The sequence below is a fragment of the Pseudomonas sichuanensis genome, from assembly GCF_024749065.1.
GTDB lineage: Bacteria > Pseudomonadota > Gammaproteobacteria > Pseudomonadales > Pseudomonadaceae > Aquipseudomonas > Aquipseudomonas sichuanensis.
This window is the reverse complement of record NZ_CP087185.1, coordinates 1,483,678-1,503,704: the sequence shown is the minus strand read 5'-3', so window position 1 is coordinate 1,503,704 and position 20,027 is coordinate 1,483,678. Positions and strand designations below refer to the sequence as shown.

The following is a 20,027-nucleotide window of genomic DNA, read 5'->3' as shown; positions in this document are numbered from 1 at the left end:
CTTGCAGCTTGCCGCTTGCCCGCTTGTAGCTCCGAAGGGAGCGAACATGCAACACAACGTCATCCTGGTACTGCTCGACGGCCTCAACCATCAGGTGGCCCACCATGCCATGGGCCACCTGCACGCTTACGTCGAGGCCGACCGCGCCGCGCTGTACCGCGTGGAATGTGAGCTGCCGTCGCTGTCGCGACCGCTCTACGAATGCATCCTCACCGGCGTGCCGCCGATCGACAGCGGCATCGTGCACAACAACGTCAACCGCCTGTCCAACCAGCGCAGCGTGTTCCACTACGCCCGCGAGGCCGGGCTGGGCACGGCGGCGGCGGCCTACCACTGGATGAGCGAGCTGTACAACCGCTCGCCGTTCGACCCGCTGCGCGACCGCCACACCCACGCGCCCAAGCTGCCGATCCAGCACGGCCTGTTCTACTACGCCGACCACTACCCCGATTCGCACCTGCTGGCCGACGCCGAATACCTGCGCCGGCGCCATGCACCGAACTTCCTGCTGGTGCACCCGATGAACATCGACGACGCCGGCCACCGCCATGGCCTGGACAGCAGCCAGTACCGCAACGCCGCGCGCAGCGCCGACATTCTGCTGGCCGACTACCTGCCGCGCTGGCTGGAAGAGGGCTACCAAGTGCTGGTCACCGCCGACCACGGCATGAACAACGACCGCTCGCACAATGGCCTGCTGGCCGAGGAGCGCGAGGTGCCGCTGTTCGTCTTTGGTGACGGCTTCAGCCTGGATCCTGCGGCCAAACCGCTGCAGACCGAGCTGTGCGGCACCATCTGCGAGCTGCTCGGTGCTGCGCACGACAAGACCGTCTGCCGGGAGCTGCTCAAGTGAATGCAAGCCCCCGTGGCCGCTACCTGGCCCTGCTCTGCCTGCTGCCGTTCGCCGTGTTCTTCATCGTCTTCCAGATTGCCCCGCTGGCCTGGGTGGCGATCAACAGCCTGCAAAGCGAAAGTGGCTGGGGCCTGGCCAACTTCAGCAAGGTGTTCGCCTCGAAGTTCTACCTGCAGGCGCTGCAACGCAGCCTGGAGATCAGCTTCTGGTCGAGCCTGTTCGGCATTGTCATCGCCACCCTGGGCGCCTACTCGCTGCGCCGGGTCGACTCGAAACTGCGCGACTTCGTCAGCGCCTTCGCCAACATGACCAGCAACTTTTCCGGGGTGCCGCTGGCGTTCGCCTTCATCATCCTGCTGGGTTTCAACGGCGCACTGACCTTGCTGCTCAAGCAGATGGGCCTGCTCGGTGACTTCAGCATCTACTCCAAGACCGGGCTGATCCTGGTGTACACCTACTTCCAGATCCCGCTGGGGGTGCTGCTGCTCTACCCGGCCTTCGACGCCCTGCGCGAAGACTGGCGCGAATCCGCGGCGTTACTGGGGGCCAACCACTGGCAGTTCTGGCGGCATATCGGCCTGCCGGTGCTCACCCCTGCCCTGCTCGGCACCTTCGTCATCCTGCTGGCCAACGCCCTGGGCGCCTACGCCACGGTCTACGCCCTGACCACCGGCAACTTCAACGTGCTGCCGATCCGCATCGCCGGCCTGGTAGCCGGCGACATCAGCCTCGACCCGAACCTGGCCAGCGCCCTGGCCATGGTGCTGGTGGGGCTGATGACCCTGGTCACGGTGGTCCATCAATGGCTGCTCAAGAGGAGCTACCATGCGCGCTGAAAAAACCGCCGCCGGGCTTTACCACAAGCTGGTGGTCTACCTGCTGTTCCTGATCCTGCTGCTGCCGCTGGCCGGCACCCTGCTCTACTCCCTGGCCACCAGTTGGTCGGCAACCCTGCTGCCCAGCGGCCTGACCTTCAAGTGGTACATCGCGCTGTGGAGCGAGCCGCGCTTCCTCGCCGCCTTCGGCCAGTCGCTGCTGGTGTGCGTGGGTGCGCTGCTGCTGTCGGTGGTGCTGATCCTGCCGCTGTTGTTCGTGGTGCACTACCACTTCCCCCGGCTCGACGCGCTGATGAACGTGCTGATCCTGCTGCCGTTCGCGGTGCCGCCGGTGGTGTCGGCGGTGGGCTTGCTGCAGCTGTACGGCAGCGGGCCGATGGCCATGGTCGGTACGCCGTGGATCCTGATCGGCTGCTACTTCACCGTCGCCCTGCCGTTCATGTACCGGGCCATCACCAACAACCTGCAGGCGATCAACCTGCGCGACCTGATGGACGCCGCCCAACTGCTGGGGGCCAGCACCTGGCAGGCCGCGTTCCTGGTGGTGCTGCCCAACCTGCGCAAGGGCCTGATGGTGGCGTTGCTGCTGTCGTTTTCGTTCCTGTTCGGCGAGTTCGTGTTCGCCAACCTGCTGGTGGGCACCCGCTACGAGACCCTGCAGGTGTACCTGAACAACATGCGCAACAGCAGCGGCCACTTCAACAGCGCGCTGGTGATTTCCTATTTCGCCTTCGTGCTAGTCCTGACCTGGGTCGCCAACCGTTTGAACAAGGACAAGACCTGACATGAGCTTCGTCAGCGTACAGAAACTGCAAAAGAGCTACGCCGGCAGCCCGGTGTTCGAAAACATCGACTGCCAGATCGAGCGCGGCGAGTTCGTCACCCTGCTCGGCCCCTCGGGCTGCGGCAAGTCCACCCTGCTGCGTTGCATCGCCGGGCTGACGCCGGTGGACAGCGGCCATATCCTCCTCGACGGCCACGATATCGTGCCGCTCAGCCCGCAGAAGCGCGGGATCGGCATGGTGTTCCAGAGCTACGCGCTGTTCCCCAACATGACCGTGGAGCAGAACGTCGCCTTTGGCCTGCGCATGCAGAAGGTCAAGGCCGAAGAAAGCCAGGCACGGGTGCGCGAAGTGCTCGACCTGGTCGAGCTGGGCAGCTTCGCCGGGCGCTACCCGCACCAGTTGTCCGGCGGCCAGTGCCAGCGCGTGGCGCTGGCCCGCTCGCTGGTCACCCGCCCGCGCCTGCTGCTGCTCGACGAGCCGCTGTCGGCGCTGGATGCGCGCATTCGCAAGCACCTGCGCGAGCAGATCCGCGCGATCCAGCGCGAGCTGGGGTTGACCACCATCTTCGTCACCCACGACCAGGAGGAGGCGCTGACCATGTCGGACCGCATCGTCCTGATGAACCAGGGGCGCATCGTCCAGAGCGGCGATGCCGAAACCCTCTACACCGCCCCCGTCGACCTGTTCGCCGCAGGCTTCATCGGCAACTACAACCTGCTCGATGCCGACAGTGCCAGCCGCCTGCTGCAGCGCCCGGTGGCCAGCCGCCTGGCGATCCGCCCGGAGTCCATCACCCTGGGCGTGAACGGCGAGCTGGACGGCGAGGTACGCAGCCACAGCCTGCTCGGCAATGTCATCCGCTACCGCGTGCAGGTGCGCGGCGTGGAGCTGGTGGTGGACGTGCTCAACCGCTCGGCAGCCGACCTGCACGCCGACGGGCAGCGTGTATCCTTGTCGATCGACCCCACGGCGCTACGGGAAGTGGCCTAAGGAGATTCAACCCATGGCATTGGCAATTTTCGATCTGGACGAAACCCTGATCCACGGCGACTGCGCGTCGCTGTGGAGCGAACAGATGGCCCGGCTGGGCTGGGTCGACGGCAAGGCGTTCCTCAAGCGCGACCATGAACTGATGGAGGCCTACGGCAAGGGCCACCTGGCCATGGAAGACTACATGGCCTTCAGCCTGGAACCGATCGCCGGGCGCCCCCTGGAAGAGGTGGAGCATCTGGTCGAGCCTTGGGTCGAGGACGTGATCGAGCCGATCATCTATGGCGATGCCTGCCGTTGCATCGCCGAGCACCGCAAACGTGGCGACCGCATCCTGATCATTTCCGCGAGCGGTACGCACCTGGTGGGGCCGATCGCAGCTCGGCTGGGGGTGGACGAGTACCTGGCCATCGAGCTGGAGGCGGTCAACGGCGTCTTTACCGGCAAGACCCACGGCGTGCTGACCTACCGCGAGGGCAAGATCACCCGCTTGCTGGAGTGGCTGGATCAGGAGCAGGAGAACCTGGAGGGGGCGAGTTTCTATTCCGATTCGCGCAACGATTTGCCGTTGTTGTTGAAGGTGGATCATCCGCATGTGGTGAACCCGGATGCGGTGTTGCGTGAGCATGCGCTGGTCAATGGCTGGCCGGTGTTGAGCTGGACCTGACGTTAGGACCTGTTCTGGCCCATTCGCGGGTAAACCCGCTCCCACAGGATCATCACAGACTCAAAAATCTGTGATGATCCTGTGGGAGCGGGTTTACCCGCGAAGAGGCCGAACCTGGTTACACCAGGCTCGAATCGATCACCAGCACCAGCTTGCCCGACACCTGGTTGCTCTCGAGCTCGGCATAGGCCGCCTCGGCAAACTCCACCGGATAGGTATCGACCAGTTGCGGCGACAACCGCCCCTCAGCGAACAGCGGCCACACCTGCTGCCCCAGCTCGCGCAGCAGCTCAGCCTTGAACCCGTCATCGCGGTTACGCAGCGTCGACCCGGTAACCTGCAAGCGCTTGCCCAGCACCAGCGCCAGGTCCAGCTCGACCTTACGCCCACCCATCAGGCCGATGATCACCCAGCGCCCGTCGCGGGCCAGCAGCTTGAGGTTGAGCGGACCATAGCTGGCACCGACCGGGTCGAGGATCACATCGAACGGCCCGAGCTGCTCCAGCGCGTCGAGGTTGGCATTGCGCACCACACCGCCCGCCGCCCCCAGGTCCTGGCAGTAAGCCAGGCGCTCGTCAGAGCCGACGCTGACCCATACCGGGTTGCCGAAGGCCTTGCACAGCTGGATCGCCGCCGAACCTACGCCGCTGGCGCCAGCGTGCACCAGCACCTTCTCGCCAGCCTTGAGGCCACCCAGCTGAAAGATGTTCAGCCAGGCCGTGGCGTACACCTCGGGGATCGCCGCCGCTTGGTGCAGGCTCAGGCCCTCGGGTACCGGCAGCACGTGGCGGGCATCGACCACCACTTCTTCGGCCATGCCGCCACCGGCCAGCAGGGCGCAGACCCGGTCACCGACGCGCCAGTCGGCGCCGGCGCCGACCTCTTCGATGATGCCCGCGCACTCCAGGCCCATATAAGGGCTGGCACCCGGCGGCGGTGGATAAAGGCCGGCCTTTTGCAGCAGGTCGGCGCGGTTCAGCCCCGCAGCGGCCACTCGAATGCGCACCTGCCCTGCGTCACAGGCCGGGCGTTCGGCCTCGACCCAGGCCACATGTCCGTCAACGCCTTGCAATGCCTTCACAGTGCCTCCATAGTTGAATCATATGACTGAGCCTGGGATCACCGTCCCAGGCTTTTTGCAGTATTTTCCCGGTTTCATGGAACCGGCGAACGGAAAAGACGGCCTACTATGCGTGATCAATTGCCTACACGTCGAATCAGCATGAAGCATTTCCTCCCCAGCACCGCCCTCGCCCTTGTCATCGGGCTTGGCAGCCTCACGCTCGGTGGCAATGCGGCCGCCGCCAACAAGTGGGACAGCCTGCAGCCGGACCGTGACGAAATCGTCGCCAGCCTCAACGTGGTCGAGCTGCTCAAGCGCCACCACTACAGCAAGCCGCCGCTGGACGACGCCCGTTCGGTCATCATCTATGACAGCTACATCAAGCTGCTGGACCCTGCGCGCAGCTACTTCACCGCGGCCGACATCGCCGAGTTCGACAAGTGGAAGACGCAGTTCGACGATTTCCTGAAAAGCGGCAACCTCGACCCCGGCTTCACCATCTACAAGCGCTACCTGGACCGTGTGAAGCAGCGCCTGGACTTCGCCCTGGCCGAGCTGAACAAGGGCGTCGACAAGATCGACTTCACGGTAAAAGAAGACCTGCTGGTCGACCGCAAGGACGCCCCGTGGATGAAGAACTCGGCCGAGCTCGACGACCTGTGGCGCAAACGCGTGAAGGATGAGGTGCTGCGCCAGAAGATCGCCGGCAAGGACTTCAAGCAGATCCAGGAAACCCTGACCAAGCGCTACAAGAACCAGCTGGCGCGCCTGGACCAGACCCGTGCCGAAGACATCTTCCAGGCCTACATCAACACCTTCGCCCAGTCGTACGATCCGCACACCAACTACCTGTCGCCAGACAACGCCGAGAACTTCGACATCAACATGAGCCTGTCGCTCGAAGGTATCGGCGCGGTGCTGCAGAGCGACAACGACCAAGTCAAGATCGTGCGCCTGGTGCCGGCAGGCCCTGCGGCGAAAACCAAGCAGGTGGCCCCGGCCGACAAGATCATCGGCGTGGCGCAAGGCAACAAGGAAATGGTCGACGTGGTCGGCTGGCGCCTGGACGAAGTGGTCAAGCTGATCCGTGGCCCGAAAGGCTCGGTGGTACGCCTGGAAGTCATCCCGGCGAGCAATGCGCCGAACGATCAGACCAGCAAGATCGTCTCGATCACCCGTGAAGCGGTCAAGCTCGAAGAGCAGGCGGCGAAGAAGTCGGTGCTCAAGCTCAAGCAGGACGGCCGCGACTACAAGCTGGGGATCATCGAGATCCCGGCCTTCTACCTCGACTTCAAGGCCTATCGCGCCGGTGACCCGGACTACAAGAGCACCACCCGCGACGTCAAGAAGCTGCTCACCGAGCTGCAGAAAGAGAAAGTCGACGGTGTGGTCATCGACCTGCGCAACAACGGCGGTGGCTCGCTGCAGGAAGCGACCGAGCTGACCAGCCTGTTTATCGAAAAAGGCCCGACCGTGCTGGTGCGCAACAGCGACGGCCGCGTGGATGTGCTCGAAGACGAAAACCCCGGTGCCTTCTACAAAGGCCCGCTGGCGCTGCTGGTCAACCGCCTCTCGGCCTCGGCCTCGGAGATCTTCGCCGGCGCCATGCAGGACTATCACCGCGCACTGATCATCGGTGGCCAGACCTTCGGCAAGGGCACCGTGCAGACCATCCAGCCGCTCAACCATGGCGAGCTCAAGCTGACGCTGGCCAAGTTCTACCGGGTTTCCGGGCAGAGCACCCAGCACCAGGGCGTGCTGCCGGACATCGCCTACCCGTCGATCATCGACACCAAGGAGATCGGCGAAAGCGCCCTGCCCGAAGCCATGCCGTGGGACACCATCCGCCCGGTGATCAAGCCGGTGGCCGACCCGTTCAAGCCGTACCTGGCCCAGCTCAAGGCACAGCATGAAGCGCGCAGCGTCAAGGATGCCGAGTTTGCCTACATCCGTGACCGCCTGGCCCTGACCCAGAAGCTGATGGACGAGAAGACCGTCAGCCTCAACGAACAGGACCGCCGCGCGCGCCACGACCAGATCGAGGCCAAGCAGCTGGCGCTGGAAAACATCCGCCGCAAGGCCAAGGGCGAAGAACCGCTCAAAGAGCTGAAGAAAGAGGACGAGGACGCGCTGCCGGCCGAGCCGGACGACACTAAGCCGGAAGACGACGCCTACCTGTCGGAGACCGGGCGCATCCTGCTCGACTACCTGAGCTTGAGCACTTCGGTGGCCAAGCACTGAGGTGATGGCAATATAATGTGAGCCGTCATCAAACAGTCATCTGGCTGTCGTGAAATAGAAGGGCCGAGCGTGAAAACGCCCGGCCTTTTTCTATTCAGGAAGCAGTCCATGACCGTCACCGAACAGCTCAGCGCACTGAGCGCCATCCTGGCTCAACGTAGCGTGCACAGCCTGTTCCAGCCCATCGTCTGTCTTTCCGAACGGCGCATTCTCGGCTATGAAGCCTTGAGTCGCGGCCCCTCCAACAGCCCGCTGCATTCGCCACTGAACCTGTTCGCCATCGCCCGCCAGGCCGGGCGCCTCAGCGAACTGGAAGTGCTGTGCCGCGAAACCGCCTGCCGGCGTTTTGCCGAGCAGAACCTTGAGGGCAAGCTGTTCCTCAACGTCTCCCCCGAGTCCTTGCTTGAACCGCACTACCCGTCCGGGCGCACCCTGAAGATGCTCGAACAGGTAGGCCTGTCGCCCAGCCGGGTGGTCATCGAACTCACCGAGCAGACGCCCACCGAAGATTTCCAGCTGCTGTTCAACGCCCTGCACCATTACCGCGACATGGGTTTCTCGATTGCCCTGGATGACCTGGGCGCCGGCTATTCAAGCCTGCGCCTATGGTCGGAGCTGCGCCCGGACTACGTGAAGATCGACCGCCATTTCATCGACGGCATCCACCAGGACCCGCTCAAGCGCGAATTCGTCGGCTCGATCCTGCAAATCGCTCGCGCCTCACGCGCCCAGGTGATCGCCGAAGGCATCGAACTGGCAGAAGAGCTGACCGTATTGGCTGAAATGGGCGTCGAGCTGCTGCAGGGCTATCTGCTTGGCCGCCCTCAGGAGACCGCTGCGCGTGAATGCTCGTTCCTGCCACCCCTGGCGCCGGGCAACCCTGGGGCGTTGAACGAAGACAGCGCCGACCTTGGCGCCCTGCTCATCCAGCAGCCGGCGGTGCCCCTGGAAACCGCCACCCAGCAAGTGTTGGAAGCCTTCCGCGGCCAAGCCAACCTCAATTCCCTCGCCGTGCTGGACCGACAGGGCAAGCCCTGTGGCATCGTCCACCGCCATTCGTTGCCCGAAGCCCTGCTCAAGCCTTTGGGCTGCAACCTGTTGGCAGCCACGCCGGTCAGCCAACTGATGAGCAGGGACTTTGTGGTGGTCGAACGTGGACAATCGCTGCAGCAGGTCAGCCGCCTGCTTACCGGCCGGGCGCAGCAGCGCATCGAGGAGGCGTTCATCATTACCCAAGGCGGCCGTTACCTGGGGCTGGGGCGGGTGATCGACGTGCTCAAGCTGATCACCGAACAACAGAGCGAGCGGGCCCGCGATCAACGCACCTGTTGCTAGATGGGCCAGCGCATGTGAAAGCGACTGTTTTGTACTGACTGCATTGCGCCCCTCAGATACAACGCTTGGCGTCAAAGCGGCGCGCCGCCTGCTTCGCGGGTAAACCCGCTCCCACAGAAGTTACGCAGCCCTTGTGGGAGCTGGCTTGCCAGCGATGGGGCCGGCACTGCCGACCCGATTCACGCCTCTTCCGGATACCGGTACTCGAATACCCGCACCACTTCCGAGGCATGCCACGACGCAGCCTCCATGCCATCCACCGGCCCGTTGAACCTGCCCAGCCGCTCTACGCACTCGAAAAAACCGGTACGCGGCAGGCGGCTGGCGCCCTGGCTGATCACCAGCGAGCTGCGCAACGGCTGCTCGGCACGGGCATCGAGCAGCGCCAGGTATTCCAGGGCAGCGGTCAGTGTCTGCATGGCCGGGCTGGGTAGCTGGAGGCGTTCGAGCAATGCACGGTAAGTGAGCAGGTGGCGTTGTCGGCGGGCCAGGTCGAGCTCGGTCAGCAGACTCTCCCAGTGCTGACGGCTGATCCTGACCTGGCTCATGACGGCTCGCTCCAGCCACCAATACCCAGGTGCCAGGCCAGGCTGCGCAGGATCGCTGCGTCAGGGCGGCGCTCGCCGGCCTCGATCATCGCCAGGTAAGCCGGGCTGATGCCCACCGTGCGCGCCAGTTGCTCAGGGGGCAGGCCCTTGGCCTGACGCAACGACGCCAGCTCGTCCAGGGAGCGCAGGCTCGCGTTCTGCGTTGTGCTTTCGACAGTGTCGCTGTTGCCTGGCGCCGCGGCAGGTGCCTGGCCCGCAGCGGCCAGCAGCGCCTGATACTGCTCCCAGGGAACCACTGCGTACTCGGGCTGACCGTCCCGGCTGATGACCTGAATACCCATACAACCCCCTTGACGTTGGATCACGGCATGTAATCCCTAGGCATAACGCTTATGCCAATTATATTACCAACCTCGGGGGTCTGTGCGCTCGCTGCTTATTCAGCGGTTGGGGCGCTCCAGGCGCAGCGCCTCGGGCGTGTCCGGCAAGCGCTCGACCACCCGCAGTTTCTCCGGCGCCTGGCTGTCGCGCCAGGCCCTGAAGCGGCTCAGCTCATCGGCCACGGTCTTGAGTACCCAGCCGAGCACGGCGATATCGTCAAGCAAGCCCACTCCCAGCAACCAGTCGGGGATCGCATCCAGGGGGCTGACGAAATACAGCAGCCCGGCGACGATGGTCACCAGCGCCTTGGGGCTCACGGCGCGGTACTCGCCGCGCCACCAGGCCAGGCACAGGGCCTGCATCAGCCGCACATCCTCGCGCAGCTGGCCAAGCTTGGGCCCCTTGCGCGCGACCGCGAACAACAGTGCCGGCAAACGGCCACGGCTGAGCAGGCGCTCGGCAAGCGGCAGAAAACGGGCGAAATTCCAGGGAGCGCTCATGCAACCTCCAGAGCAACGGACAGTTATCCACATTTATTGTGGATAACCTTGTGAACAGGACCGCCTTTGCGCCGCTCGGTGCCCGCCGGGCAAGGGCCGGGCACGGATCGGGCGTTTTTTACACAGTCGTTTCAATCGCGCAAACGTTTTGCGACAACCCGCCGCAGGATCACCTGCGGTATTGCTTGCGACAGTGAAGGACGCCAGCGGTTCGCGTCAACCACCGGCAAAAACAACGACGCCCCGTCGAAACGGGGCGTCGTTGTGCAGCAAAGGTTGCGCTTACTCAGCCTGGGCTGGTTCGGCGTCCTGCTTGCTCGGGTCTTTGATGCCCAGCAGTTCCAGGTCGAAGACCAGGACCGAGTTGGCCGGGATCAGCGGGCTCGGGCTCTGGGCGCCGTAGGCCAGCTCAGCCGGGATGTACAGCTTGTACTTCTCGCCGACATGCATCAGTTGCAGGCCTTCGACCCAACCCGGGATCACGCCGCTGACCGGCAGGTCGATTGGGGCGCCGCGCTCGACGGAGCTGTCGAACACCTTGCCATCGATCAGCTTGCCTTCGTAGTGAACGGTCACTACATCAGTCGGTTTTGGCTGCGGGCCATCAGCCTTCTTCACCACTTCGTACTGCAGGCCCGAAGCCGTGGTGACCACGCCGGCCTTCTTGGCGTTTTCTTCCAGGAACTTCTTGCCGGTGGCGGCAGCTTCTTCGCTGGCCTTGGCCAGGCGCTCTTCGGCGCGCTTCTGCAGGGCGGAGAAGGCCTCGACCAGCTCTTCGTCCTTCAGGCGCTGTTCTTTCTTGCCAACCGCGTCCTCGATACCTTGGGCGACAGCTTTCGAATCCAGGTCGTCCATGCCTTCCTGAGCCAGGCTCTTGCCCATGTTCAGGCCGATACCGTAGGAAGCTTTCTGTGCCGGAGTCTTCAGTTCGACGCTGCTGGTCTGGGCGTCGCAGCCCGCCAGCACCAGACCTACCAGGGCAACCGCAGCCGCCAGACGAGTTTGTTTCATGCTGATTCCTTGTTCATGCGCCAGAGGGGCAAATCAGGGTAAAGCCGCGAGCTTATCAGGCGGCCACGACCAATGGCTACCGGCATAGGAGCCAGTAAAGCCCGATAAGTTCCGGTATTGAAACTACTGAGGTCACGGCACCAGGCCGTGCAGAGCGAATTGCGTCGACGGTGAAGTGCCAAATCGCCATCACTCCCTCGATCCAGTGCCTGACAAAGGGCCCCGAAGCCCCGCGCAATGGCCCGTTCAGGGGTACAGGCCGTCCCGGTACTGCCCGGCCACCTCGCGCAGCACCTCACACACCCACTGCGCGGGCAAGCTCGCCGGCAAGGCGGCGTTGCGGCAGATGCCCACCGAGCCGCCGGGCTCGCGCACGCCCAGGTCCAGCTCGGCCAGTTCGTTACGGCGCAGGTCGAGCAGCACCGCATCACGCGGCGCCACCCACAGCGCATCGCTGCCCAGCAGGTAACGGCGGCTCAAGGCCAGCGACAAGGTTTCCAGGCGTTGTGCCGGCAGCGGAATACCGCACTGCACGAACAGGCTGTCGGCGTGCTGGCGAATGGTGGTGCCCTGGGGCGGCAGCACCAGCGGGTAACCCCCCACCTGCGCCCGCTCCACCGGCGTACTGGCCAGCAGCGGGTGGCCCGGGCGCACCACCAGGGCCATCGATTCGCTGTACAGGTGCTCGAACGACAGGCCCTGGATCTGCGGGCTGTCGGTCATGCGCCCGACCACCAGTTCCAGTTCGCCCAGGTGCAACTGCCCGAGCAGTTGCGCGCTCACCCCGGTCACCACGCTGATCACCAATGCCTCGTGGCGCTGGTGCAGGCGGCAGAGCACCTCCGGCATCAACAGCCCCTCGACGGTGGACAGCACGCCGATGCGCACCTGCGACGGCGTGCGCGCCTCGCCGCGCACACTGCCCACGCCCTCGCGCAGGGCCTGCACGCTGGGGCCGGCGTAGCGCATGAAGCGGGTGCCGGCCGGGGTCAGCGTGACGCCGTTGCGCGAGCGCTCGAACAGGCGCGCCTCGAGCAGGTCTTCCAGTTCCTTGAGGGTCTTGGAGATTGCCGGCTGGCTGATGGCGAGCACGTCGGCGGCCCTGGCCAAGCTGCCCTGCCGAGCAATCTCCAGGAAGCACAGCAGGTGGCGGTACTTGATGCGGGTGTCGAGGTTCATGCCCGGCAGTGTATCCGTAAAACGGCAAGCCCTGTTGGAGCGGCCTTGTGTCGCGAAAGGGCTGCATAGCAGCCCCAGGATCTCAGTGTCGATGCAATGATCGCTGGGGCCGCTTTGCGGCCCTTTCGCGACACAAGGCCGCTCCCACAAGGATCGCGCAAGGCTTGAGGTTAGTGTGGAGCCAGGGATATGACACGCCTCGATGGGGTTGCATTTCAGGCTCTGAAATCAGATTTAACCCCTTCCTTGTAGTCCATTTCCCAAACATACTCCCGCCGCCCTTTTTCCGTTGCGGTCGTTCTGGCACGGCTCTAGTCTCGGCGGGTCGCTTGAATCAGCGACCGGCTTTGACAGGCCGACTTCCAAGAGCAACTTCAACGGCTTCGCTTTTCATGGCGGCTGTATGTGGGGCACTTCGTGTGCGCCGGGGTTTTGCTCTTGCTGACCGGTCTGTCAACCCATGTACAGCTGCCACCCTCTTGTTTGACAGCAGACGGTGGTGGTCCCACTCATCAGCAAGAGGTAGTCATGTTAAAGATCGTCCCCGACCCACCCCATCCTCATTCCCTCGAAGACACCCTCATCCAGGCCACCGAGTACGCCCTGTGCGCATTGACCGTGGCCCATCAGGCCGTGCATGCCCAGCCCAGGTCCCCGGCCACGATCCTGATGATGGCGTCGATGCATGAAGTCGAATCGCTGCGCGTGCTGCTCGAGTCGGCGTTGATTCAGGTGCAGATGCCCAAAGCTCCACAGACGCTGCACTAGCCCGCGCCCGGCCCTGTTCGCCGGCAAGCCGGCCCCTACCGGGGCTGCGTTTCACCTGTAGGAGCCAGCCTTGCTGGCGAAAGGGCCCGCCCAGGCACCAACAACTTCAGGGAGAAAAATAATGACCACAGACGACACCACCCCCAACACCACCGCAGGCAAAACCAAGTTCTACCAAGGCGAAGGCCGGACCGCTCCGCTGTTCTGCATCGAACCCGGCATCCCCTGCCAGCACGCCCGCGAACAAGCCTCGGAACTGATGGGCTGCGTGCGCGACCTGACCATCGCCGGGATCATGGAAGAAAAGCCGCAACTGCTCTGGGCGTCGTACTACCTGAGCGCGCTGGCCAAGGCGCTGATGGATGATGCGGAGCTGGGTATGAGGCACTGAAGCAGGAACTGAAATTCGCGAGTTCCGACAGTACGAGAAAAAATTACGCAGGGCGACAAATGTCGCCCTTCCTGATAAGCAAGGTCACTCAAGCCATTTAACCGCCGCCTCCAGAAGCTCTTGTAGATTTAGTGAGCCGCCATATGCTTGAAATGCTGTGTCGTCTGCGTTGATTACTATCCAGTCCGCGTCGCTTCTTTCGACGTTAATAGTTAGGTGGCTTTTGTTATTTACACCTGTGATTTTGATTTTCCAGCCTGGGTTGTCAATGTTGGAAATTTCAATGCCAAATGAATGCTCCCAAACATCATTGCATTGACTGCCGTACCAACTTTGTAGATTTTCGATCAGGTTTTTCATCTGCAAAGTCCTTGCTGTCTTGCGAGTTCGCAAGCCAATCGCACATCTTGTTTTGTAGCTACTGTTGCTACTTCGGTTTTCTTGTAGGCCATTCTCATACCGTTAGGGCACAATTTGGGACAGATATATTTTTTCTGCTGAATCAGGCTGCAATTGTGGTGAGTTCGCAGTAGGTCATGATGGTTTGTGTATTTTTTATTAATGGTTGACGCGCATAAGCGGTAGCCACAGTCGCTGTGGATACCGGTGAGTTCCGGTCTGGCGCGGGGAAAGCTCATGTCGGAAGTTTAAGCTTGTGGTTCGAAGTACCAGGTTAAAAACTCGTTAAAGCTTTTCCAGCGAGCAGGGAGCTTGCCATTAATGAACTCATTAAGGTGCGAAATGTCGAGGTCGTAAACGGCGCCGTCGTTTATTCCGTACAAGTACACTCCCTCACTTTCGTCGGAAGATAGTGCGAGGTAGTTTGTCGGTATCTCGTACCTGCCCCAGACATAGTCAGTTTGATCTGGGATTGCAGGGATGTCTGGGCCTTCAATATCAAGGAGTTCGGCGGCAGGTCGGGGGCTTATAAAACTACCTTGATACTTAAGGTAGAAGCGTCCGAATTCAGAGTCTGTCGCCACTCCTAGAAGTTGAAGTGCCGACGCCGCTCTACTTTGATCCGCCCTGGCGATATCACCCTTGTAGCCGCTTAAGTATTTTGTAACTTCCAGTGGAATCATATGCTGCCGCCTCCAGCTCTCGATTTATTTGCTTCGAGAAAAAGGGGGAATTTATTTTTTCTACTCTAGTTTCGGTCCACCCTGCTTCATCTTCTCAATAAATTTTCGATGAGTCGCATAGGGTCACCTATTGAATAGGGCTGCTCTCTTCAGCCGGTATCACCTAAGTTTCGTGGCCCTTAGGTCCCGCTTAGGCAGCAATTAGAGTAAAGATTAAATTCATCCGCTTTCCGCTTAGCCTTTCAACCCAAGGGCCCTAAAGTATTACCAGTAAAATATCTAGTATCAATATCCGCTGCAGGCTCAAGCCCGCCGTAGAACTCCTTTATATGAAATTTCTTTGATAGCTCATCGGCATACCCCTGCATAACAAGCATTACGCGGTCAATATCAAGCGACGGGTCATCATTGAAAGACAGTTCGACATCCACTTCACCCTTATACTTGATGACTCTCAAAAATACTAGAGGGAGGCGTATGACTCCTGAAACATTAAATTCATGCAAATGCTCCGTCAGGCACACATCTCCCTCATGGGCAACAATAGCATCAATCAAATTCTTGTTAATTCCCGCCGAGCCGACCTCTCCGAATTCTTCAGAAACAGCTAGACCAGAGAGGGTTTGAGATCCCATCTCTATATATTCCAGCAGCACTTGCAAGTCGCCTTTCGCAACTTGCTGGAGAACAACCTCATAAGACTCAGACATAAATATTCAATCAATAAATCCTTTGAAAGTTCCGTCCATATTCAACCGAACACCGCGCCCATCAGGCAGCCGCTTCTCCATAAAGTTAAGCCCTTTATCGGTTGTAACTTGCTTGAACTCACCTGGAGCCCGTGAGATTTCCCGCAAGTGCTTCATGGCTTGATCGTTCCAGGTAGCCATTGACCCTGTAGTTTTACCCCAGATGTGTGGATTTCTACCGGCATGCTTAGATAGTCCGTGACCGATTACCGTGCTGCCCTTGTAAGGAGCTTGGGCAGATTTAAGAACCGTTTTTACTTCCCCGAAAGACGCAGTTCCTTTTGCACAAGCGCAAAGGCCTAATGGGTCTACCCAAGTTACAGGGTTTCTCGCATACGAATATAGATTTATGCCCCCTGCATAACTAATTGGGTCCTGACCCACGAATCTTCCGACCTTTGGATTATAGTACCTATAGCGGTTGTAGTGCAGCCCGGTCTCATGATCGTGGTATTGACCCTGGAAGAGCCAGCGGGTTGCCCAGGCCGTGCTGTTTGGCCCACGCCGAGCGCTCTTCACGGACTTCACCCCAGGCCTTGTACTGCCCCGCCCAAGCGACATTGCCCTGCTCATCGGTCAGCTCCATCGGCGTACCGAGGTGGTCGCAGTGGTACCAGGCGATCGCCTCAAACGCCTGTGGTTTCACCTCGGTATGCCACAACGGATCCTGCTCGAAGTCGTACTCGCGCTGGCTCCAATCCGGCACCTTGTGCAACCGGATCGGGCTTTTGCGTAAGGCCTGAGCCACCGGCACGAAGCTGTCCGGTTCATACAGGTAATGCACCGTACGCCCGGTATCGCCTTCATCGAGAGGCGGTGAGCTTTCCCAGGCCAGCGTGTCACCATCCCAACCGAACAGGGTGAAGCCACAGCCGAGTTCGCGCTGGCGTTTGGCCCGTTGCAACTGGTTCCAGCCAGTGCCCGCCTCGGGGCGATCCCAGAAATGCGCCACCGAATGCTTGTGCAGGCGACGGCCCAGGGCGTCGTAGCTGTAATCCACCTTGAGCTTGTCGTCGTTGTATGAGGCCAACCGATCGAACAGGTCCCAGGTGAAGTGGGCATGGGAACCGTTATGCAGGCGATGGATCAGGTTGCCGCGTTCGTCGTACTTGTAGTGGCTCCCGGCGTACTCGCGCAGCAGGTTGTCCATCAGCTTGTTACGGCGTGGATCGGCTTCCAGCGGGCGATTCAGTTCCTGAGTCTTCTGGTCCAGCAGGTTACCCGCCGGGTCGAAGGCGAAGGTTTCCACGCCCAGCCGGCTGGTGGCCTTGAGCAGGCGGCCCACCGGGTCGTACTGGTACTCCAGTTGTCCACGACGGCTGTCGTGGATGTTGGTCAGCTGGCCGGCGACGTCGTAGCGGTACTGACGCTTGAGCAACGTGGACTGGCCGTCATGGCTGCCCAGCAGCTGTTCCTGCAAACGCCCGGCCGGGTCCCAGGCCTGGGTCTGCATCAACTTATTGCCCTGATGCCGCACCACCTCGCGGTGCAGGTCATCGCGCTCGTAGGCCAGCATCTCGTGTTGGTCGAGGGTCATGCCGAGCAGGTGGCCGCTGCCGTAAGTCAGCCAGCTGACCTTGTGGCCGTCCGGGCGAATCGTCGCGGTGCGTTGGTTGAGCGCGTCGTACTGGTGCTGCCACACCGCAACCATCGGCGTGCCGGTGGCCTGGTAGTACTGATGCTCGCGGGTCAGGTTGCCGGCTTCATCAAAGAACCATTGCAGCTTGCTGGCGGCATTCACTGCCTGGATCAGCTGGCCGTTGCCGTCGTAGGCGAAGGTTTCGCTCTGGCTCTGGTTGCCCAGGCGGGCCGTACGCTCACTCAATCGGCCCATGGGGTCGAAGGTCAGTTCGATACGGCGCTGGCCAACCTGGGTCGAGGCGAGGCGACCGCTGTGCGAGTCGTACTGGTAACGGGTGACCAGACCATCGAAGCCGGTCTCTTGCAGCAGCCGGCCCACCGGGTCGTAGAGGAAAGTGGCCTTGCTCGCGTTCTCGTTTTCCAGGCCGATCAAACGGCCAAGCTTGTCCCAGCGATAACGCAGGGTGTGTTCGTTGGCGTCGATGCGTTCGCTCAGCAGGCCTGCGGCGCTGTACGCCCAAGTGGTGCAGCGGTCGAGGGCATCGACATGCGCCAGCAGGCGGCCTTCGGCGTCATAGTTGAAGCGCTCTTCGGTCTGGTCGGGATGGGTGACCTTGGCCAGTTGCCCGGCCTGGTATGCGTAGGCGGTCGTGTGGCCCGCCGCATCGGCGAAGTCGGTCAGCTGGCCGAAGGCGTTGTATGCCCACTGGCTGCGCTTGCCCGAGCAGTCGGTGTACTCAAGCAACTGTCCGGCGTCGTTGTAGGCGAGTGTCTTTTCGTTGCCCAGCGCATCCTTGATCGCCTTGACCAGCCCGGCCGGGGTGTAGGCGTACTCGGTCTTGTTGCCCAACGGATCGACGCTCTCGACCAGGTTGCCGCGCTCGTCATAGTCACGTAGCCACAAGCCACCCTCGGCATCGCGCAGTTTGATCGGCTGGTCGTGATCGTCATAGGCGTAGTGCACCGTGCTGTGGTCGGCGCGGATGTGCTGCAGCAGGTTGCTGCGCTCATCGTAGGTGTAGCGGTCCTGGCTGCCGTCGGGGTGGACGTGGCGGATGACGTTCTTGCGCGGGTCGCGGAACAACCATTCCTCACGACCATCCGGGTGGATCAGGCGGTAGGTGTAGCCCAGGGCGTCGTAGTAATGCCAGGTTTGCTGGCCGTGGGCGTCGGTGACATAGGTCAGGCGGATGTTCGGGTCCCACGCCAGGCGGGTTTCGAAGCTGCCGTCATCGGCCCATTCGTGGATGGCCTTGGCGTGCGGGCCGATGCCGTCCCATTCGAGGTTGATGCCGCGCCCGGTGCGGTCGGTGTAGCGGGTGATCAGGTGCTGGCGGTATTGATACTGCCAAGCAGCGCCGTGTTCGTCCTGGGCGGCGATCAGGTCGCCGTGGGTGTCGTAGTGGTATCCGCACAGCTGACGCAGCGGCGTGCCATCGACCACCTGCCACAGGCCCTGGATATGCCCATGGTCGTCGAGCAAGGTACCCAATTGCAGGTGGACTTTTTCGGGGTCGTTGTCGGAGTAGGTGTTGATATCCGACAACACCGGCCGGCCGTTGAACCGGTGCTCGTAGTGCAGCATTGCCCCGGCGCCGCTGCGCAGTTGGATATGCGTCAGGTAGAAGCGGTCACCCTCGCGGGCATAGGTTTCGCGGCGGTCCAGGCCACGCAGCAACACCAATTGCTGCTCGGCGGTGCGCACCAGCGTCAGGTATTCAATGGCGTCGTGATGGTGTTTGCCAACCTTGGGCAGCGGCAACTCATGGCTGCGACCATCGGAATCATGCAGCACCAGGCCCTTTTCCACGACATCGATGCAGGTGGTGAACTCGGTGATCCAACGGGCGCCGAGGCTGCCGTCGTCCAGCTTGGCCAGCCGCGAGTTGTACACCCGCGTCCAGTTGACCGGGAACGGCCCAGGCAGACTGAAATCCTGGTGGGCCAGTGTCTCATCACCGAGTACATGGCCAATGCTGAAGCCGGTGCAGGCGCAGGGGCCGTTCTTCTCGGGCTTGGGCTGCTTGTTGGCGCGACCCTGGCGGCGGGCAACTTCGGTCGGCCCTTCGCTGCGAATCAGCCTGGCTTGCGCAGTGGCATTGGGTTTGAGGTTAATCGCCACTCGCCGGCTCGGCGGATGGGCCTGCACAGTCTGCAGCAGCTGGGTCAGCAGCCAGGCGATGCTGTGCGGCCGTTCGGCCTGGCCGAGGGCAGCAAGCTGCTTGGGCACGGCTTCGGCCAAGCTTTCAAGGGTGGCGATCAGCGGCTTGAACAAGGCCTCGAGCTCGCCACTGAAATGCCCGGCGACGCTGTTGTAGGCCTGTTTGAAGGTGCCTTCGGCGGCATTGCCCAACGCCGCCAGGGCCAACAACCAGGCATCCGCTTCCAGCGCCGAGTCGTACAGTGCCACCTGGGCCAGTTGCTGGCGCGCCGTGCGCCGGCTGGCCTGGGCGTCCAGCCGGCCCTTGGCGAGGTCGTCGAGGGCGCGGGCCAACTGGCGAAGCAGCGCCTGGGCGAGCTCACTGGCGTGGGCGAGCATTTCTGGCAAGTGCTGCAGCGCCCCGCTGATGAAGTTATCCAGCTCGCCGCGGATGCTGGCGTGCAGGTGGCCTTCGAGGATTTCCAGCAGCACCGCGTCAAGGCGCGCGCCAGGGCGGCGGCGCAGGGTCTGGCGGGTCAGTTGCAGCACCGGGCGCAACACCCGGCGCGGGATGGCCATGCCCGGTGGAAAGGGCACCACGCCGATCAGGTTGATACCCAGGCTGACCCACAGCAGCGGGTCGCTGCCAGGGTGTTCGACCAACTCGATGAGGTCAGCCAGCACATCCACGGCGGCCAGGGCGTTGGCAACAACAGGGGTGTTTTCACCGAGGTTGCGCAGGGTCTGCAAGTCGAGCAAACCCCTGCTGATGCCATGCAGCCAGTCGTTGACAGCCGCAGCGGCGAGGCCCAGGTCCTCGCTGAGCAAGGTTTCGAGCGGGGCAATGGCGAGCTCGACGTCGTGCTCGGTGAGGGTGGTCATGGGGCTAGCCTTCCTGGCCATGGCTTGGGAAGGCGAAATGATGGT

17 protein-coding genes and 2 pseudogenes are annotated in these 20,027 nt (G+C 62.1%); 9 read left to right on the top strand and 10 right to left on the bottom strand.

Annotated features, from left to right (window positions below):
- Positions 1 to 46 precede the first annotated feature (46 nt).
- The 5 genes from LOY51_RS06975 to LOY51_RS06955 are packed head-to-tail and all read left to right on the top strand — an operon-like array spanning position 47 to position 4,131.
- Complete coding sequence (locus LOY51_RS06975) at positions 47 to 853, top strand: alkaline phosphatase family protein (RefSeq protein ID WP_110996264.1); 807 nt, start codon at positions 47 to 49, stop codon at positions 851 to 853.
- Positions 850 to 1,689 (top strand): ABC transporter permease, encoded by an 840-nt coding sequence (locus LOY51_RS06970; protein WP_110996265.1) that lies wholly within the window; start codon positions 850 to 852, stop codon positions 1,687 to 1,689. The genes LOY51_RS06975 and LOY51_RS06970 overlap by 4 nt, the downstream gene beginning before the upstream one ends.
- Entirely contained in the window at positions 1,679 to 2,473 is a 795-nt protein-coding gene (locus LOY51_RS06965) for an ABC transporter permease (RefSeq protein ID WP_125857764.1), read from the top strand. Before LOY51_RS06970 ends, LOY51_RS06965 begins: the two co-directional genes overlap by 11 nt.
- Before the next feature lies 1 nt (position 2,474).
- Positions 2,475 to 3,464: an ABC transporter ATP-binding protein gene (locus LOY51_RS06960; protein WP_110996267.1), complete on the top strand. Its 990-nt coding sequence runs from the start codon at positions 2,475 to 2,477 to the stop codon at positions 3,462 to 3,464.
- Positions 3,465 to 3,477: 13 nt separating this feature from the next.
- Entirely contained in the window at positions 3,478 to 4,131 is a 654-nt protein-coding gene (locus tag LOY51_RS06955; RefSeq protein ID WP_258645391.1) for an HAD family hydrolase, read from the top strand.
- Positions 4,132 to 4,249: 118 nt separating this feature from the next.
- Here LOY51_RS06955 and LOY51_RS06950 read toward each other — a convergent pair whose 3' ends face one another.
- Positions 4,250 to 5,212 (bottom strand): NAD(P)H-quinone oxidoreductase, encoded by a 963-nt coding sequence (locus tag LOY51_RS06950; protein ID WP_125857762.1) that lies wholly within the window; start codon positions 5,210 to 5,212, stop codon positions 4,250 to 4,252.
- A gap of 141 nt (positions 5,213 to 5,353) precedes the next feature.
- Between LOY51_RS06950 and LOY51_RS06945 the strand changes: the two genes are divergently transcribed.
- Entirely contained in the window at positions 5,354 to 7,435 is a 2,082-nt protein-coding gene (locus tag LOY51_RS06945) for a carboxy terminal-processing peptidase (protein ID WP_167409811.1), read from the top strand.
- A 108-nt stretch (positions 7,436 to 7,543) separates the two neighbouring features.
- Positions 7,544 to 8,749: pseudogene (locus LOY51_RS06940) on the top strand (EAL domain-containing protein); the annotation flags it as partial.
- Between the two features lie 200 nt (positions 8,750 to 8,949).
- Here LOY51_RS06940 and LOY51_RS06935 read toward each other — a convergent pair.
- The 5 genes from LOY51_RS06935 to pcaQ form a co-directional block, all read right to left on the bottom strand.
- Complete coding sequence (locus LOY51_RS06935; RefSeq protein WP_110993079.1) at positions 8,950 to 9,318, bottom strand: hypothetical protein; 369 nt, start codon at positions 9,316 to 9,318, stop codon at positions 8,950 to 8,952.
- Positions 9,315 to 9,659 (bottom strand): helix-turn-helix domain-containing protein, encoded by a 345-nt coding sequence (locus LOY51_RS06930; protein WP_125857761.1) that lies wholly within the window; start codon positions 9,657 to 9,659, stop codon positions 9,315 to 9,317. The genes LOY51_RS06935 and LOY51_RS06930 overlap by 4 nt, the downstream gene beginning before the upstream one ends.
- Positions 9,660 to 9,758: 99 nt before the next feature.
- Positions 9,759 to 10,199, bottom strand: coding sequence for a YkvA family protein (locus LOY51_RS06925; RefSeq protein WP_110993077.1), 441 nt, complete (start codon positions 10,197 to 10,199; stop codon positions 9,759 to 9,761).
- A 282-nt stretch (positions 10,200 to 10,481) separates the two neighbouring features.
- A complete protein-coding gene (gene bamJ / locus LOY51_RS06920) occupies positions 10,482 to 11,210 on the bottom strand; it encodes a BamJ family beta-barrel-assembly machinery protein (protein WP_125463028.1) in 729 nt (242 codons plus the stop codon).
- 246 nt (positions 11,211 to 11,456) lie between these two features.
- Entirely contained in the window at positions 11,457 to 12,389 is a 933-nt protein-coding gene (gene pcaQ / locus LOY51_RS06915) for a pca operon transcription factor PcaQ (protein WP_258645386.1), read from the bottom strand.
- Positions 12,390 to 12,917: 528 nt separating this feature from the next.
- Here pcaQ and LOY51_RS06910 point away from each other — a divergent pair.
- Entirely contained in the window at positions 12,918 to 13,157 is a 240-nt protein-coding gene (locus tag LOY51_RS06910) for a hypothetical protein (protein WP_258645383.1), read from the top strand.
- A 121-nt stretch (positions 13,158 to 13,278) separates the two neighbouring features.
- Positions 13,279 to 13,548: a DUF3077 domain-containing protein gene (locus LOY51_RS06905; RefSeq protein ID WP_011532450.1), complete on the top strand. Its 270-nt coding sequence runs from the start codon at positions 13,279 to 13,281 to the stop codon at positions 13,546 to 13,548.
- Positions 13,549 to 13,632: 84 nt separating this feature from the next.
- On the opposite strand, the gene LOY51_RS06900 is transcribed toward LOY51_RS06905, so the two are convergent.
- The 4 genes and pseudogenes from LOY51_RS06900 to LOY51_RS06880 form a co-directional block, all read right to left on the bottom strand.
- A complete protein-coding gene (locus tag LOY51_RS06900) occupies positions 13,633 to 13,908 on the bottom strand; it encodes an Imm53 family immunity protein (protein WP_258645379.1) in 276 nt (91 codons plus the stop codon).
- Between the two features lie 287 nt (positions 13,909 to 14,195).
- Positions 14,196 to 14,630 (bottom strand): hypothetical protein, encoded by a 435-nt coding sequence (locus tag LOY51_RS06895; protein WP_252091211.1) that lies wholly within the window; start codon positions 14,628 to 14,630, stop codon positions 14,196 to 14,198.
- A 242-nt stretch (positions 14,631 to 14,872) separates the two neighbouring features.
- A complete protein-coding gene (locus LOY51_RS06890; RefSeq protein ID WP_258645375.1) occupies positions 14,873 to 15,340 on the bottom strand; it encodes a Cdi1I family immunity protein in 468 nt (155 codons plus the stop codon).
- Between the two features lie 6 nt (positions 15,341 to 15,346).
- A pseudogene (locus tag LOY51_RS06880) lies at positions 15,347 to 19,982 on the bottom strand (tRNase toxin domain-containing protein).
- Positions 19,983 to 20,027 lie beyond the last annotated feature (45 nt).

What these genes read in the sequence shown, in the direction of transcription:
- LOY51_RS06975 (WP_110996264.1), top strand. Translation starts at nt 47, where the DNA reads ATGCAACACAACGTCATCCTGGTACTGCTCGACGGCCTCAACCATCAG.
- LOY51_RS06965 (WP_125857764.1), top strand. Translation starts at nt 1,679, where the DNA reads ATGCGCGCTGAAAAAACCGCCGCCGGGCTTTACCACAAGCTGGTGGTC.
- LOY51_RS06960 (WP_110996267.1), top strand. Translation starts at nt 2,475, where the DNA reads ATGAGCTTCGTCAGCGTACAGAAACTGCAAAAGAGCTACGCCGGCAGC.
- LOY51_RS06955 (WP_258645391.1), top strand. Translation starts at nt 3,478, where the DNA reads ATGGCATTGGCAATTTTCGATCTGGACGAAACCCTGATCCACGGCGAC.
- LOY51_RS06945 (WP_167409811.1), top strand. Translation starts at nt 5,354, where the DNA reads ATGAAGCATTTCCTCCCCAGCACCGCCCTCGCCCTTGTCATCGGGCTT.
- LOY51_RS06935 (WP_110993079.1), bottom strand. Translation starts at nt 9,318, where the DNA reads ATGAGCCAGGTCAGGATCAGCCGTCAGCACTGGGAGAGTCTGCTGACC.
- LOY51_RS06930 (WP_125857761.1), bottom strand. Translation starts at nt 9,659, where the DNA reads ATGGGTATTCAGGTCATCAGCCGGGACGGTCAGCCCGAGTACGCAGTG.
- LOY51_RS06925 (WP_110993077.1), bottom strand. Translation starts at nt 10,199, where the DNA reads ATGAGCGCTCCCTGGAATTTCGCCCGTTTTCTGCCGCTTGCCGAGCGC.
- bamJ (WP_125463028.1), bottom strand. Translation starts at nt 11,210, where the DNA reads ATGAAACAAACTCGTCTGGCGGCTGCGGTTGCCCTGGTAGGTCTGGTG.
- pcaQ (WP_258645386.1), bottom strand. Translation starts at nt 12,389, where the DNA reads ATGAACCTCGACACCCGCATCAAGTACCGCCACCTGCTGTGCTTCCTG.
- LOY51_RS06910 (WP_258645383.1), top strand. Translation starts at nt 12,918, where the DNA reads ATGTTAAAGATCGTCCCCGACCCACCCCATCCTCATTCCCTCGAAGAC.
- LOY51_RS06905 (WP_011532450.1), top strand. Translation starts at nt 13,279, where the DNA reads ATGACCACAGACGACACCACCCCCAACACCACCGCAGGCAAAACCAAG.
- LOY51_RS06900 (WP_258645379.1), bottom strand. Translation starts at nt 13,908, where the DNA reads ATGAAAAACCTGATCGAAAATCTACAAAGTTGGTACGGCAGTCAATGC.
- LOY51_RS06895 (WP_252091211.1), bottom strand. Translation starts at nt 14,630, where the DNA reads ATGATTCCACTGGAAGTTACAAAATACTTAAGCGGCTACAAGGGTGAT.
- LOY51_RS06890 (WP_258645375.1), bottom strand. Translation starts at nt 15,340, where the DNA reads ATGTCTGAGTCTTATGAGGTTGTTCTCCAGCAAGTTGCGAAAGGCGAC.